Raw genomic sequence first — 15,490 nt, forward strand, 5'->3', positions numbered from 1 at the left:
TTTTTATAAAATGTTTAATATTGTAATCTAAATAGCCTTTAGTGTTTTACAATTAAAACATTAAAAGCATATTTGCTTTATAATTGATATAAATTCATTGTTATGTGTGGAATAGTTTGTGCGTTTGATGTTAAGGAGAGCACAGAAATATTAAGACCTCAATTATTGGAAATGTCCAAAAAAGTGAGGCATAGAGGCCCGGATTGGAGCGGAATATATTCAGACGATAAGGCTATATTGACTCATGAACGTCTGGCTATTGTAGATCCTGCATCCGGAAAACAACCTTTGGTTAGTGAAGACAAAAAATTAATATTAGCCGCCAATGGTGAAATATACAACCATAGGGAACTTCGTAAACAATTTAAGGGTACTTATAATTTTCAGACCGAATCTGATTGTGAAGTAATTTTGGCGCTTTACAGAGAAAAAGGAGTTGAGTTTTTGGATGAGATGAACGGGATATTCGGTTTCGCCATTTACGATGCCGAAAAAGACGAGTATTTTGTGGCCAGAGACCATATGGGGATTATTCCATTGTATATGGGCTGGGACCAAAACGGAACTTTTTATGTAGCTTCTGAATTAAAGGCTTTGGAAGGTACCTGTACAAAAATAGAACTTTTTCCTCCTGGTCATTATTTGCATAGTAAGGATGGGGAACTAAAACGTTGGTATTCCAGAGATTGGATGGATTATGATGCGGTTAAAGAAAACAAGACTAGTATTGATGAAATCAAGGTAGCCCTTGAAGCAGCAGTCCATAGGCAACTGATGTCCGATGTGCCTTACGGAGTTTTGCTTTCAGGAGGGTTGGATTCTTCCGTTACCTCTGCCATTGCAAAAAGATATTCTCAGAAGAGAATTGAATCCGATGATACTACCGAAGCTTGGTGGCCACAGCTGCATTCTTTCTCTGTAGGTTTGGAAGGTTCTCCAGATTTGGCTGCGGCCCAAAAGGTGGCAAAACATATTGGAACCATACATCACGAAATAAAATTTACTATTCAGGAGGGATTAGATGCTCTTAAGGATGTTATATATAACCTAGAAACATATGATATCACTACTATTAGAGCGTCAACGCCTATGTATCTTATGGCTAGAGTTATTAAATCCATGGGTATTAAAATGGTTTTATCTGGAGAAGGGGCAGATGAGCTTTTCGGTGGATATTTGTACTTCCATAAAGCCCCAAGTCCTAAGGATTTTCATGAAGAGACTGTCCGTAAATTAGATAAGTTGCATATGTATGATTGCCTAAGGGCTAATAAGTCATTGGCAGCATGGGGAATTGAGGGTAGGGTCCCATTTTTGGATAAAGAGTTTATGGATGTGGCCATGCGTATCAACCCAAAAGATAAGATGATCAATGGAGAGCGCATGGAGAAATGGGTGGTTCGTAAGGCTTTTGAGGACATGCTTCCAGAGAGTGTGGCCTGGAGGCAAAAGGAACAGTTTTCGGATGGGGTAGGATATAATTGGATAGATACTTTAAAGGAGATGGTAAACAAAGAGGTAACCGATGATCAATTTGCAAATGCCAAGTACAGGTTTCCGTTGCAAACCCCTGCAAGTAAGGAGGAATTCTATTATAGAACAATTTTTGAATCCCATTTTCCTTCCGATGCGGCTGCCTTGTGTGTGCCATCCGTACCATCTGTAGCTTGTAGTACGCCCGTGGCTTTGGAATGGGATGAGGCCTTCAAGAACATGAATGATCCATCAGGTAGGGCAGTTGCAAAAGTACATGCCGATGCCTATCAGAAGTAAAATGTTAGTATGTTGAATTAGTGAGCTGCTTTTAAGTCAGTTTTTAATTATAATTAGTCCTCAAGAAGCGCCTTTTAAAGGTGCTTCTTTTGTTTGTGTAATTTGTAATTTGGAGAAACAAGGTTAAATTCACTATTTAAACCCGTTTAAGGCCATTTTAAGCGTAATTCTCAAATTTTTGAGGGTACTGTACATTTTCCACAATTTTTGTTGATAACTTAAAGGGCTGCTAGGTGTATAAAAACCGTTATCTGTGGGGTATTGCTTATATTTGTAGGATTGCTAAAATTATAATGAAACAACCATTAATTTATGAGCGAAGAAGCAAATAAAGGAGAGCCAAAAAAGAATAATTATTCAGCAGACAGTATCCAGGCCCTTGAGGGAATGGAGCATGTACGGATGCGTCCTTCCATGTATATTGGGGATGTTGGTGTAAGGGGACTTCACCATTTGGTATATGAGGTAGTGGATAACTCCATTGATGAGGCCATGGGAGGACACTGTGATACCATATCTGTTGTCATAAATGAAGATAATTCCGTAACCACAAAAGATAACGGTAGGGGTATACCCGTAGACCTTCACAAAAAAGAAGGCGTATCTGCCCTTGAGGTTGTAATGACCAAAATTGGTGCCGGCGGTAAATTTGATAAAGATTCCTATAAGGTCTCAGGTGGGCTCCACGGGGTTGGGGTTTCCGTTGTAAATGCACTTTCCAACCATTTAAGGGCAACGGTCTACAGGGATGGTGTTGTTTGGGAGCAAGAATATGAAAGAGGGAAGGCGCTATATCCGGTAAAGAGTATTGGTGAAACTGAAGAAAGAGGTACGGTTATAACCTTCTACCCAGATGATTCTATTTTCACCCAAACCATAGAATTTAGCTATGAAACTTTGGCAAATAGAATGCGAGAGCTTTCATTTTTAAATAAAGGGGTAGCTATCACTTTGACGGATAAACGTCAGAAAGATGATAAAGGCGAGTTCGTGGGCGAACGGTTTTATTCCGAAGAAGGATTAAAGGAATTTATTAAGTTTTTGGATGGTAACCGGGAACAACTGATTAGGAATATCATTTCCATAGAAGGAGAGAAAAATGATATACCAGTGGAAGTAGCCATGGTATATAATACTTCGTATACGGAGAACTTACACTCTTACGTAAACAACATCAACACCCATGAAGGGGGTACCCACCTTGCTGGTTTTAGGAGAGGATTGACCTCCACTTTAAAGAAGTATGCTGATGCGTCGGGAATGTTGGAGAAGTTGAAGTTTGAAGTTCAAGGGGACGACTTTAGGGAGGGTTTAACGGCCATTATTTCCGTAAAGGTAGCCGAACCTCAGTTTGAAGGTCAGACAAAAACTAAATTGGGTAACAGGGAAGTTTCTGCGGCGGTAAGCCAGGCAGTATCCGAAATGTTGACCAATTATCTGGAAGAAAACCCAGAAGACGCTAAAACCATTGTACAGAAAGTTATTTTGGCGGCACAAGCCAGACATGCAGCTACTAAGGCGCGTGAGATGGTACAGAGAAAGACCGTGATGAGTATGGGTGGTTTGCCAGGAAAACTTTCGGATTGCTCTGAACAAGATCCTACGTTGTGCGAAGTATTCTTGGTCGAGGGAGATTCTGCAGGTGGTACTGCCAAACAAGGAAGGGACCGTAATTTTCAAGCAATTCTTCCACTTCGAGGTAAGATTCTGAATGTGGAAAAAGCCATGCAACATAGGGTTTTTGAGAACGAAGAGATTAAGAATATTTATACTGCCCTTGGAGTAACCATAGGTACCGAGGAAGATAGCAAGGCCTTAAACTTGGAAAAATTAAGATACCACAAGGTAGTCATCATGTGTGATGCGGATGTTGATGGTAGCCATATTGAAACATTGATACTTACCTTCTTCTTCCGTTACATGAGGGAGCTAATCGAAGGAGGACATATTTATATTGCAACACCACCTTTGTATTTAGTAAAAAAAGGAACTAAGAAACGGTACGCATGGTCCAATAAGGAGCGTGATGAGATAGCGGATAGTTTTAATGGTAGTGTTGGGATTCAACGTTATAAGGGTCTTGGAGAGATGAATGCCGAGCAATTGTGGGATACAACTATGAATCCCGAATTTAGGACACTTAGGCAGATCACTATTGACAATGCTACTGAAACTGATAGGGTTTTCTCTATGCTTATGGGCGATGAGGTTCCTCCAAGAAGGGAATTCATTGAGAAAAATGCGATATATGCCAATATTGACGTATAATTAATAAATAGGTTTATAAAAAAAACTCGCACCCTCTGTGCGAGTTTTTTTGTTTTAAGCCACTTTTTTATCTGTTAGGAGCATGGTTAGCGCAATTATTTTCATCTTTTTGGGTTATAGTTTAAGAAAAAAACCTTGAATTAAATGAAAAAAATATTTTTGCTATTGTGTTTGACCAAGATAATGGTCAGTTCGGCCCAGTCTAATCCTAACGATATTTTTGCAGCTGGTATAAATGATGCTGAACAATTTCTTAATGATTATTTAAATCCAGTTTCTGAAGGGGCGCTGTACAGTATTTCCAACGGATGGTACAACACTGCGGATGCTAAGCCTTTATTGGGATTTGAAATTTCTTTGATTGGTAACATGACTTCCTTTAAGAATAAGGATGATAAACAGTCGTTTGTACTCAATACTGCAGATTATGAAAACTTACAATTTGTAGATGGTAGTTCCTCTAGAAGCGTTTCAACGGCCTTGGGTGATATAGAAGGTGTAAGAGTATTTGTAGAAGGAGAAGTTGCACCAGGGTTTACCACTAGAGAGGAATTTGATCTCCCTTCCGGGTTGGCCGCTGAAGGAATTAATTTTGTGCCATCGGCTTTTTTACAGGTGAGTATGGGCCTAATCAAAGGAACAGAAATTAAGGTTAGATTTTTACCAAAAATAGATACAGAAGATGTTGCTGTTGGGTTATACGGTGTAGGTATACAACACGAACTCACAAAGCATTTACCTGCAGACAAGATATTGCCTATAGCAGTTTCTGCTGTAGTAGGATATACGCATTTAAATGGGACCTATGATTTTACCAATACCAACGTGGTGCAGGGAGAAAACCAGAAAGTAGATACCAAAATGGATACTTGGGCATTTCAGGCCATAGTATCCACCAAGCTACCTATTATTAATTTTTACGGCGGATTAGGATATATAACAGGAAAATCAAATACGGATATCTTAGGAACGTATAGGGTGCAATCTGGACCTTTCCAATCTCAAACATATACAGATCCTTTTTCTTTCAAATCTGAGGTAAGTGGTGTAACAGCTAATATCGGAACTAAATTGAAATTAGGCTTTTTTAGGTTGAATGTGGATTATACAATAGCTGAATTCAATAACCTAGCAGTTGGAATCAATTTTGGTTTTAGATAAAAAACGAATTTAAAGTATATGAAAAAGGGCGCGAAGATATCTTCGCGCCCTTTTTACTTCTAGATAAGTCTCACAGTAATAGATTACTTCTGCCTTATAAAGCAATGCCAAAAGGTTGTTATTTTAGTTACGGTGTTTATGATTTCATAGCGTATTTGAAACCAATGTAGATAAGTGTATTAAAGGACAGTTTGGCCTTATGGTAACGTGATTATGAAGCTCTTTAGAGATAATCAGTTCTAACTACGATTAAAGGAATTTTGGTGTATGTATGATAAGGCTATAATTGGTTGGGTTAGGCTCTTAAAAAAAAGTGCTCCGAATTTTTAATTGGAGCACTTTTAATAGGTGGAGGATTATATTATTCTCTCACTGCAAGGACTTCTTCTCCTTCGATTGCCAATAAAATGATACCTTCTTCAGATACTTCCATGGTCACAATGTCTTCTTCAAAGTCCGTTCCTGGATAGGTGATAACGTAAACTTCGTCGGTCTTTCTCCATTTAAAATCGGTTTGAACTTGGATCTCATTACCTTGATAACCATGATACCTACCTAAATAGGCGTCATTAAAGATCCATTCTTGTCGCCCTGAGGGACCTTTGGTACTTGTTTTCGCAGTTATGGCTTCATCGGACCAGATCCCAATGACGGGATCGTTATTCTCTGCTATTTTAGAGCAGGCATAAATGGTCAACAAAACTGCCATAGCTATGAAAAGTGTCAACTTTTTCATAATTAGGTTTTGTAGGATTCGGGTCTTAACTTAACGTGCTTTTTTGTAGCGCTATTGTAATAATTCGATGAACTACCGTCTATTTTCCTGATACTCGATAAAACGCAGATTTTTTTAACATTTTTAGGAATTTCTGAGAAGTGTGGCGCTTTGAGCTGATTATTCCAAAATATATAGGGTTATCCTTGAGCTATTATTTTTAAAATCAGTATTTTTGGGCCTCTAAGAATCACACTAAAAAATCGATATAATGAAAGTAACCGTAGTTGGGGCAGGTGCTGTGGGCGCAAGTTGCGCAGAGTACATTGCTATTAAAAATTTTGCATCAGAAGTAGTACTATTGGATATCAAGGAAGGCTATGCCGAAGGGAAGGCCATGGATTTGATGCAAACCGCTTCTTTAAACGGCTTTGATACTAAAATAGTTGGTGTTACAGACGATTATTCTAAAACGGCAGGAAGCGACATAGCAGTAATCACTTCAGGAATTCCAAGAAAACCGGGAATGACTAGAGAAGAATTGATTGGTATTAACGCAGGGATTGTCAAAACGGTTTCTTCTAATCTTATTAAGCATTCTCCAAACGTTATATTGATCGTGGTTAGTAACCCAATGGATACGATGACGTATTTGGTTCATAAAAGCACTGGTTTGCCTAAAAATAGAATTATAGGTATGGGTGGGGCTTTAGATAGCGCAAGGTTTAAATATCGTTTGGCCGAAGCTTTGGAGGCTCCAATTTCAGATGTAGATGGTATGGTCATCGGTGGACATAGTGATACAGGAATGGTTCCTCTGACCAGGCAGGCGACCAGAAATAGCATACCTGTTTCTGAATTTTTATCCAATGATAGATTGTCGCAAGTAGCTGAAGACACAAAAGTAGGTGGCGCTACATTGACTAAATTATTAGGCACAAGTGCTTGGTATGCCCCAGGTGCTGCAGTTTCATCTTTGGTTCAGGCAATTGCCTGTGATCAAAAGAAAATGTTCCCGTGTTCGGTTATGTTGGACGGGGAATATGGTCTAAAAGATATATGTATAGGAGTGCCTATAATTTTGGGTAAAAACGGAATTGAGAAAATCGTTACTATTGATTTGAATGATGCCGAAAAAGCTAAAATGCAAGAAAGTGCGGTTGGCGTAAGAGCTACCAACGACCTTTTGGAAGTTTAATTTACCTCCATTAATTTATTAAAATAAGGGCGTTCACTGCAGGTGGATGCCCTTATTTTATAAATCTAAATAAATATATTGTTAGTTCCTATGGGAAATGATATATTTGCTCGCTATTATAAAATACCAAAAATTAACACAATAACTAATGCAAAATAAAGGACTTATAAAGCTTTTTGCTTTCTTGTTTGGGATTGTTAGTATTTATCAGCTATCCTACACTTTTATTACCAGTAAAACTGAAAAGGACGCAAAAGTTTTTGCTGCAAACAGTATCCCTGAATCGGAAGAAGGATACGCAGCTAAGAGAGATGCCTTGGAAGCCAAGTATTTAGACTCCATTGGAGAGAATTCTATCATGGGTTATACCACCTATGATGAGGCTAAAAAGAAGGAGTTAAATAAAGGATTGGACCTTAAGGGGGGTATTAACGTAACCTTACAAATATCTGTAAAAGATATCTTGAAAGGTCTTGCAAACAATACAAAAAACCCTGCGTTCAATAAATCTCTGGCAGACGCAGATGCTGCTTCCAAAAATAGTGACGATACCTATTTGGAGTTGTTTTTTGAGGCTTTTGAAGCCAACAAAGGCGATGCAAAACTGGCATCTCCTGATATTTTTGCCAACAAAGGGTTAAGTGATGTAATCAATTTTCAAATGTCGGATGCTGAGGTAAAACCGATCATTAGAACAAAAATTGATGAGTCTGTTGTTTCTGCTTTCGAAGTATTGCGGGAACGTATTGATGGTTTTGGGGTTACCCAACCAAATATTCAGCGTGAAGGAAATTCTGGCCGTATTTTGGTGGAGTTGCCAGGAGCAAGGGATATCGCAAGGGCTCAGGATCTACTTTCTAGTACTGCACAATTGGAGTTTTGGGAAACTTATCCGCAAAATAATCCAAACCTAAGTACATTTTTACAAAATGCTAACGAGAAGCTTAAAACTTTGGTCGTAGCTCAAGATGTTCAACAAGCACCAAAACCAGAATCAGAATTAGATTCCTTATTATCAGATGTTGCTCAAGATTCATTAGATCTTTCTCAGGACGTTAATCCACTTTTCAGTCTTTTGTTGCCATCCAACCCAGGTGGGAATGCCTTAGTAAGCGTAGCTATTAAGGATACCGCTACAGTAGGCGAGTATTTAAGAATGAAAGAGATTCGTCGTTTGATTCCAGCTGATATCCAATTTGTGAAATTTGTGTGGGAAAGGCCTACGGAAGGTTCAGAAGTTGTAGATCTATATGCCCTAAAATCCAATCGTGATGCTACTCCAAGAATTAGTGGAGATGTAGTAAGTGATGCTAGAGCAGATTTTGACCAGTTCAACAGACCTGCAGTGTCTATGACTATGAATACTACTGGGGCAAAGGAATGGGAAAAACTTACAGGTGATGCTTTTAACAACCAAACAGGGATTGCTATTGTTTTGGATAATAAAGTATACACTGCTCCTGGCGTTTCAACAGGACCAATTTCAGGGGGACGTTCAGAAATAACAGGAACGTTCACCGTCAATGAAACAAAAGATATTTCCAATGTTTTGAGAGCTGGTAAATTACCTGCTTCTGCGAATATTATTCAATCAGAGATCGTAGGACCTTCTTTGGGACAAGAAGCAATTGATAGTGGTTTTAATTCTTTCCTTATTGCAATGACCTTTGTATTGCTCTGGATGGTATTTTATTACGGTAAAGGCGGTTTGTTTGCCAATATTGCACTAATTCTTAACATTGTGTTGATTTTCGGTGTGCTGGCAAGTTTAAATGCGGTATTAACATTGCCTGGTATTGCTGGTATAGTTTTAACCATAGGTATGTCTGTTGATGCGAACGTACTTATTTTTGAGCGTATCAAAGAAGAATTGGCTAAGGGCAAAGGAAAGAGTCAGGCTGTAGCCGATGGTTTTAGTAATGCGCTTTCTTCCATTTTGGATGCCAACATTACTACTGGTCTTACCGCTTTGATTCTTTTGATCTTTGGAACGGGACCTATTAAAGGTTTTGCCACTACATTAATCATTGGTATCTTAACGTCACTGTTTACTGCTATATTCATTACAAGACTTTTAGTAGATTGGTACATTTCAGGAAAGGGAAGAACGTTGGATTTCTCTACTCCTCTTACCAAGAACTTATTTAAGAATGCCAATATAGATTTCTTGAGTAAAAGAAAAATTTCTTACATTTTATCTTCGGTATTGTTGTTGATTGGTTTGTTTTCTTTGTTTACCCAAGGATTACAGCAAGGTGTAGATTTTGTTGGAGGACGTTCTTATCAAATTCGTTTTGAAAAAGTGGTTAATCCATCCGAAATTGCTTCTGAGCTTACCACTGTTTTTGGAAGTGGAACTAATGTGAAAACATTTGGTGAGGCCAACCAAATCAAGGTTACAACGGCTTACAAAGTTGATGTAGAGGGAATTGAAGTAGATAATGAAATTCAGGATAAACTTTATACCACCTTACAGAAGTATTTGCCAAGTGGTACTAGCTTCGAAGATTTTAAAGTGGGTAGTGGAGAAAGTGCAATTGGGATCATGCAATCTGTTAAGGTAGGACCAACAATTGCGGATGATATTAAAAACAACGCATTCTTGGCAATTATAGGATCGTTATTCGTGGTGTTTCTGTATATCTTGGTTCGTTTCCGTAAGTGGCAGTTTTCATTAGGTGCGGTTGTGGCCGTATTCCATGATGTGTTGATCGTATTGGGTATATTTTCTATATTCGGTAAAATCATGCCTTTTAGTATGGAGATAGATCAAGCTTTTATTGCGGCTATCCTAACAGTAATTGGATATTCCTTGAACGATACGGTGGTTGTGTTTGACCGTATTAGGGAAATTATTTCCGAAAGAGGCTGGAAAGCTGGTGAGAATACAAACCTTGCCCTGAACAGTACTTTAAGTAGAACATTGAATACTTCTTTAACTACCCTAGTAGTATTATTAGCCATCTTTATTTTTGGAGGTGAATCATTAAGAGGATTTATGTTTGCAATGATCGTAGGTATTGTAGTAGGTACGTACTCTTCCTTGTTCATCGCAACACCTATAATGTTCGATTTCTTAAAGAAGAAAGTTCAAATGGGAACAGAAGAATAAATAAAATGTTTAAATCATAAAAAAAAGGACTACTGAAAAGTAGTCCTTTTTTTATGGTATTATTTTTTTTCCAACCGAGCCATTATCGGTCATTTGAAGATCAAAGATAAATTGTGGTTGCAGACCTCTTTCGTGCCTATGGGAAACAAAAATGATTGTAGTTTTACTCTCCGCTGCTATTTTGTTCACCAAGGCCACGAGAAGCGCGCTGCTCTTGTCATCTAAGCCCGATGTTGCTTCATCCAATAATAATACAAGTGGATGCTTTATCATTGCTCTAGCGGTCATAATTAAACGTTGTTGCCCCATAGATAAATCATGAAAATAGCTGGTTTTGAAATCCAAAAGATCTAAAACTTGTAACCATTCCTTAGCTAGTTGTATTTCGGTCTCAGGTGGGTATATATATAATCCTATAGTGTCGTATAGTCCAGATATAAGCATATGCTCCACAGTATGGTGCCCTGAAAAGGAATCTATCATAGATGGAGTGAAATAGCCAAGCTTTTCCTTTATGTCCCAGATGGTTTCCCCGCTTCCTTTTTGTTGGCCAAATAGCCAAAGTAGTTGTCCGTAACCTTTATTATTCTCCCCTGTGATCATGGACAATAAGGTCGATTTTCCACTGCCATTTTTGCCCTTTAATTGCCAAAACTCCCTAGGACGTATAGTCCAATTGATGTTGTTTAAGATAGTCCTGTTATCATAGGAAACTGTTACATTCTTAAATTCTATAAGAACGGCTTCTTTGTAATTAGTAGGTTTTAAGGGTGGGGGTAGCGCATAGTCGTTAGTTGTATGTCCTAGGTTATTCTTTGTTGCATTGTCTAAAGGTTGTAGCGTCCCTTGTTTTAAGGTGTAGTAATTTGTGATAAATACTTGTCTGTCCGCCTTTCTTGTGATAAGTAATATAAGTGGCGTTTTCTTGGAGATTATTTTTAGTCTTCCGGCTAATTGTTCCTGTGATTGCGAGTCCAAATTATCGAACGGGTTGTCTAAAATGATAAAGTCGGGATTGTTTTTCAATATGTGAGACAAAAGGGCTTTTTTTCGCTCTCCGCTCGACATTGATTTTAGACTTTGTTTGGTATTCAAAGTTACTATTCTATTATCATGACGTTCCTCTTCCTCTAGCAATCGTACTATTTCCATTGGTGAAAATAAGGCTCCTTTTAAACCTTTAAGAGATTCAAATGGGGTAGTCCCTTTGGTCTTTAATATATGATCTACTAAACCAACTTTTGGGGTGGTATTATCTATTACTATTCCCCAATGTTCAATTTTTGATGGTATGGACATAAACGTACTTGGTGTTGAGTATCTGCAATAAGATAAACATGAATTTATCGATTCTTACCTAAAAATTCTAAAAACAGCTACCGGGTTGCCATCGTATATGGTAGTTTTCTCCCAATACATTCCAATTTTGAGTGCCACTTGCCTTGAAGCAATATTATTGATATGAATGATTGAAATTAATGATTTAATATGTAGTTTTTCAAATGCATGGGTTTTGCATTTAATGGCAGCTTCTGTAGCGTATCCCTCATTCCAATGGGAGGGAAGTATGGAATACCCAATTTCAACTTCCTTATTTCCATCCACTGTTTGGAGGAGTAGGCCACATTGCCCTATCAGGTCCCCAGTTTTATTGTCAATAAGTGCATTTAATCCACCTAAGTTGTTCTCGTATCTATAAAAAGCTTTGGAAAACCATTGACAGCAGGCTAATTCAGGCTCCAAAGATTCACCAATCCAGTTTTCTGAAGATCTGGGATCTTCATGAAAGGGTAGCCATAAGTGGTAATCAGAAGGGACTAATTTCCTAAATAGAAGTCGGTTACTACGGTCGCCTTCTAACAGATAATTCATGGATATTTATAAAGGTTTATTGTCTCTCAAAGGTTATTTGGTCACCTACTTCTAATATCCATTTATCCGCCAGTCCTGCATTAATTTCCAAAACATATTTAATAGAAACCTCGGAGGACAGGCTTGTTTCGTCAAAGGGTTTAGCTTCTTTTTGAAAACTCACTATTGTTAAATTCTCATCAATAAAAATAAGGTCCAAAGGTATTTCAGTATTCTTCATGTAAAAGGAATGTTTGGCCACATCTTGGAAGATGAACAACATCCCTTGTTTTTCTTCCATACTTTTTCGGTACATTAATCCGGTCGCCGTTTCATAATCACTTTCAGCAATTTCTATGTCCATCATAGTAATCAGTGAATCCCTATCTTTTTTAAAAACGGAAAGTTTCCCTTCGTTTGTAAAGGTAATAGCCGTTGTTTCCAATGCTTTTCTAGGTTCCTTCTTGCAAGAGGTTAAAAAAAGGAACATCCCTACAAATAGCACAGTAAATAGCATTTTACTGAATAGCATGGTAAATAAGTTTTAAGTTTATTTGATTCTAGATTTTTCAGGGCGAAACATAAAATATAATCCAATAATTATAAATGGGATGCTCAGCCATTGGCCTGTGGATAATAGACCTAAGGATTCCTCAAAACCACCCTGACTTTTCTTTACAAATTCCACAAAGAAACGAATCGTCCAAAGGAGGACCAAAAATAGACCAAAAAGGAAGCCCTTCTTTTCTTTTTTATCGGTCTTCCAATATAAGAAATACAGAATAAGGAACACAAAAATATAACATACTCCTTCGTATAATTGGGCGGGATGACGGTAAGGGATAGCGTTTAAAACTTCAGAAAACCTTGGGTCTGTTTCAATAAGGTTATAGGCGGCGCTAACCGTTCTTTCTTTGGTGATGGCTAAGGCTTGGGAAGCGGAAAGATCGTCTGAATCCCTTATAAATCTCGTGGCGAAAGCAAAGGATTTATCTACCACTTTTCCGTTAATCTCTGAATTAAAAAAATTACCTAAACGCACGCAGAAAGCACCAATAGCTACTGGAATGACCACCCGATCCAAGATCCAAAGTAATTTAAATTCCGGATATTTCCTGGTATAGAGGTACATGCCAATGATAACTCCTATAGCAGCACCATGACTTGCCAATCCTGCAAATCCGGTAAATTCATAGCCATTGATAAACCCAAAAAGGGTACTGCCGTTGTTTTCCCTTATCGGTAACAAAATTTCCAAAAGATGGTTTTTGTAGTACGGCCAGTCGTAAAAAAAGACATGTCCTAAACGCGCACCCAACATAGTAGCCAAAACGGTATGGATAAATAAAGAGTCTAGCTGTTCTGCTGTTTTATTTTCCTTATCAAAAATTTTCTTCATAATGAACCAACCAAGCGCAAAGGCGGTAATCCAAAGAAGATTGTAATATTTTATTTGAAGGAAACCTAAATTAAACAAGGTTTCGTTGGGATTCCAATTGAAGCCTAAAAAATACATTAGCATCTAAATTTTATGAAGCTAAGATAACCATTTAGTGGTAAAAGGAAATTGTTGCAAAGATTATTTTAGGGTATTGACATAATCTTTTAAGGTACAGGATCATATCCTTTTCCGCCCCAAGGATGGCAATTGAAAATACGTTTTAAGGACAACCACCCGCCTTTAAGTAAACCGTGTTTTTTTAATGCTTCCATGGTGTATTGGGAACAAGTAGGTGAATATCGGCAACTTGCTGGTGTTAGTGGTGAAATAAAGTTTTGATACAATTTCACCATTAATATAAAAGGGGCTATTGCAATTTGTTTTAAAGAAAACTTGCCCATATCGTGGTAGTGATGATTAAAGGGGGTGCTATAAGACCTATCCTATGTAATTATTTCCTTATAAAGATCTTTAATTAAGATACACTAAAGGTAGTGCCTTCTTTTCCGTCCTTCAATTGTATGCCTAGGACAGCCAATTGGTCCCTTATTTTGTCCGATGTTGCGAAATCTTTATTGGCACGAGCCTCATTCCTCAATTGGATCAATAAATCTACAACTCCGGGAAGTTTATCAGAATCTCCTTGTACGTCTAATTTGTGATCTAAACCCAGAACATCAAAGATGAAACTGTGCATGGTTTCTTTAAGGGTGTTTTTGTCCGGTTCAGTAATGTTTTCTTTGCCCTCCTTAATCAAGTTGATATGTTTTACCGCTTCAAACAAAGTAGCAATCAGGATGGGAGTATTAAAATCATCGTTCATGGCATCGTAGCATTTCTGTTTCCATGATGTCACATCAAAGTCCGAATTTTCGGAGGTTTCCAATTTATCCAACAGGTCTAAAGAGTCCATCAATTTTTGGAATCCCTTTTCAGAAGCTAAAAGGGCATCATTGCTTAAATCAAGGATGCTTGTGTAATGTGCCTGCATCATGAAAAACCGGACTACGGGTGCGGTAAAGGGCTTGCTTAAAATAGCGTTTTCTCCAGTGAACATTTCATTGGGAAAAATATTATTTCCTGTGGATTTAGCCATTTTCTTGCCGTTAAGGGTAAGCATGTTGGCGTGTAACCAGTATTTTACGGGAGACTTGCCGTTGCTGGCTTCTGCTTGTGCTATTTCACATTCGTGATGCGGGAATTTTAAATCCATTCCACCACCATGAATATCAAATGTTTCTCCTAGATATTTAGTGCTCATGGCCGTACATTCCAGATGCCAACCGGGGAAGCCATCTCCCCAAGGGGAAGGCCAGCGCATAATATGTTGAACTTCCGCTTTTTTCCAAAGGGCAAAATCTTGTGGGCTTTTTTTCTCTTCTTGGGCTGCCAGTTCGCGGGTATTGGCGATCATGTCTTCCAATTTTCTACCACTCAACTTACCGTAATTAAAAAATTGGTTAAACTTGACCACATCAAAATATACAGAACCATTAACTTCATAAGCGTATCCTTTTTCCAGAATATCCTTTATGATCTCTATCTGTTCTATAATATGCCCTGTAGCTGTAGGCTCAATGCTAGGAGGTAGTAAATTAAATTTCTGTAAAGTATTGTGAAAATCCACGGTATATCGCTGAACAACCTCCATAGGTTCTATCTGCTCCAGCCTTGCCTTTTTCGCAATTTTATCCTCGCCTTCATCAGCATCATTTTCTAAATGTCCTGCATCGGTAATATTTCTTACGTACCTTACTTTATACCCCAAATGCTTCAGATATCTAAAAATCATATCAAAAGACATAAAAGTTCTACAATTTCCTAAGTGCACGTTGCTGTAAACAGTTGGGCCACAAACGTACATGCCAATATGGCCTTCGTTTATAGGTTCAAAAATTTCTTTTTTGCTAGATAAGGAATTGTAAACCTTCAGGGTTTGAGATTTATAAAGCTGCATTGCCAATTGAAGAA

The 15,490-nt window shown here is 38.1% G+C and carries 12 protein-coding genes; 5 read left to right on the forward strand and 7 right to left on the reverse strand.

Annotated features, from left to right (window positions below):
- The first annotated feature begins 102 nt into the window (after positions 1-102).
- The 3 genes from asnB (at position 103) to ABXZ36_RS05005 (ending at position 5,202) form a co-directional block, all read left to right on the forward strand.
- Positions 103-1,773, forward strand: a complete 1,671-nt coding sequence (gene asnB / locus ABXZ36_RS04995; RefSeq protein ID WP_354614387.1) for an asparagine synthase B — start codon at positions 103-105, stop codon at positions 1,771-1,773.
- Positions 1,774-2,085: 312 nt separating this feature from the next.
- Entirely contained in the window at positions 2,086-4,041 is a 1,956-nt protein-coding gene (gene gyrB / locus ABXZ36_RS05000; RefSeq protein ID WP_354614388.1) for a DNA topoisomerase (ATP-hydrolyzing) subunit B, read from the forward strand.
- A gap of 144 nt (positions 4,042-4,185) precedes the next feature.
- Positions 4,186-5,202, forward strand: a complete 1,017-nt coding sequence (locus ABXZ36_RS05005) for a DUF6588 family protein (RefSeq protein ID WP_354614389.1) — start codon at positions 4,186-4,188, stop codon at positions 5,200-5,202.
- Positions 5,203-5,563: 361 nt separating this feature from the next.
- On the opposite strand, the gene ABXZ36_RS05010 is transcribed toward ABXZ36_RS05005, so the two are convergent.
- Positions 5,564-5,938: a hypothetical protein gene (locus ABXZ36_RS05010; protein WP_354614390.1), complete on the reverse strand. Its 375-nt coding sequence runs from the start codon at positions 5,936-5,938 to the stop codon at positions 5,564-5,566.
- Between the two features lie 250 nt (positions 5,939-6,188).
- Here ABXZ36_RS05010 and mdh point away from each other — a divergent pair, with 250 nt between their 5' ends.
- Both mdh and secDF read left to right on the forward strand, forming a co-directional pair.
- Positions 6,189-7,115 (forward strand): malate dehydrogenase, encoded by a 927-nt coding sequence (mdh, locus tag ABXZ36_RS05015; RefSeq protein ID WP_354614391.1) that lies wholly within the window; start codon positions 6,189-6,191, stop codon positions 7,113-7,115.
- Between the two features lie 148 nt (positions 7,116-7,263).
- Positions 7,264-10,227 carry a protein translocase subunit SecDF gene (secDF, locus tag ABXZ36_RS05020; protein ID WP_354614392.1) on the forward strand — a complete coding sequence of 988 codons (2,964 nt, stop codon included), beginning with the start codon at positions 7,264-7,266 and terminating at the stop codon, positions 10,225-10,227.
- Positions 10,228-10,278: 51 nt separating this feature from the next.
- Here the strand turns inward: secDF and ABXZ36_RS05025 are convergent, their stop codons facing one another.
- The 6 genes from ABXZ36_RS05025 to cysS form a co-directional block, all read right to left on the reverse strand.
- Positions 10,279-11,526 carry an ATP-binding cassette domain-containing protein gene (locus ABXZ36_RS05025; RefSeq protein WP_354614393.1) on the reverse strand — a complete coding sequence of 416 codons (1,248 nt, stop codon included), beginning with the start codon at positions 11,524-11,526 and terminating at the stop codon, positions 10,279-10,281.
- A 54-nt stretch (positions 11,527-11,580) separates the two neighbouring features.
- A complete protein-coding gene (locus ABXZ36_RS05030) occupies positions 11,581-12,099 on the reverse strand; it encodes a GNAT family N-acetyltransferase (protein ID WP_354614394.1) in 519 nt (172 codons plus the stop codon).
- A 16-nt stretch (positions 12,100-12,115) separates the two neighbouring features.
- Positions 12,116-12,610 (reverse strand): DUF192 domain-containing protein, encoded by a 495-nt coding sequence (locus tag ABXZ36_RS05035; RefSeq protein ID WP_354614395.1) that lies wholly within the window; start codon positions 12,608-12,610, stop codon positions 12,116-12,118.
- 18 nt (positions 12,611-12,628) lie between these two features.
- On the reverse strand, positions 12,629-13,594 hold the full coding sequence (lgt, locus tag ABXZ36_RS05040) for a prolipoprotein diacylglyceryl transferase (RefSeq protein ID WP_354614396.1): 966 nt from the start codon (positions 13,592-13,594) through the stop codon (positions 12,629-12,631).
- An 89-nt stretch (positions 13,595-13,683) separates the two neighbouring features.
- Complete coding sequence (gene yidD, locus ABXZ36_RS05045; RefSeq protein ID WP_354614397.1) at positions 13,684-13,920, reverse strand: membrane protein insertion efficiency factor YidD; 237 nt, start codon at positions 13,918-13,920, stop codon at positions 13,684-13,686.
- A 74-nt stretch (positions 13,921-13,994) separates the two neighbouring features.
- The gene (gene cysS, locus ABXZ36_RS05050; protein WP_354614398.1) at positions 13,995-15,476 is read right to left on the reverse strand and encodes a cysteine--tRNA ligase; all 1,482 of its coding nucleotides are present in this window, start codon (positions 15,474-15,476) and stop codon (positions 13,995-13,997) included.
- Positions 15,477-15,490 lie beyond the last annotated feature (14 nt).

Origin of the sequence: Sediminicola arcticus (assembly GCF_040566695.1) — a bacterium.
Taxonomy (GTDB): Bacteria; Bacteroidota; Bacteroidia; order Flavobacteriales; family Flavobacteriaceae; genus Sediminicola; species Sediminicola arcticus.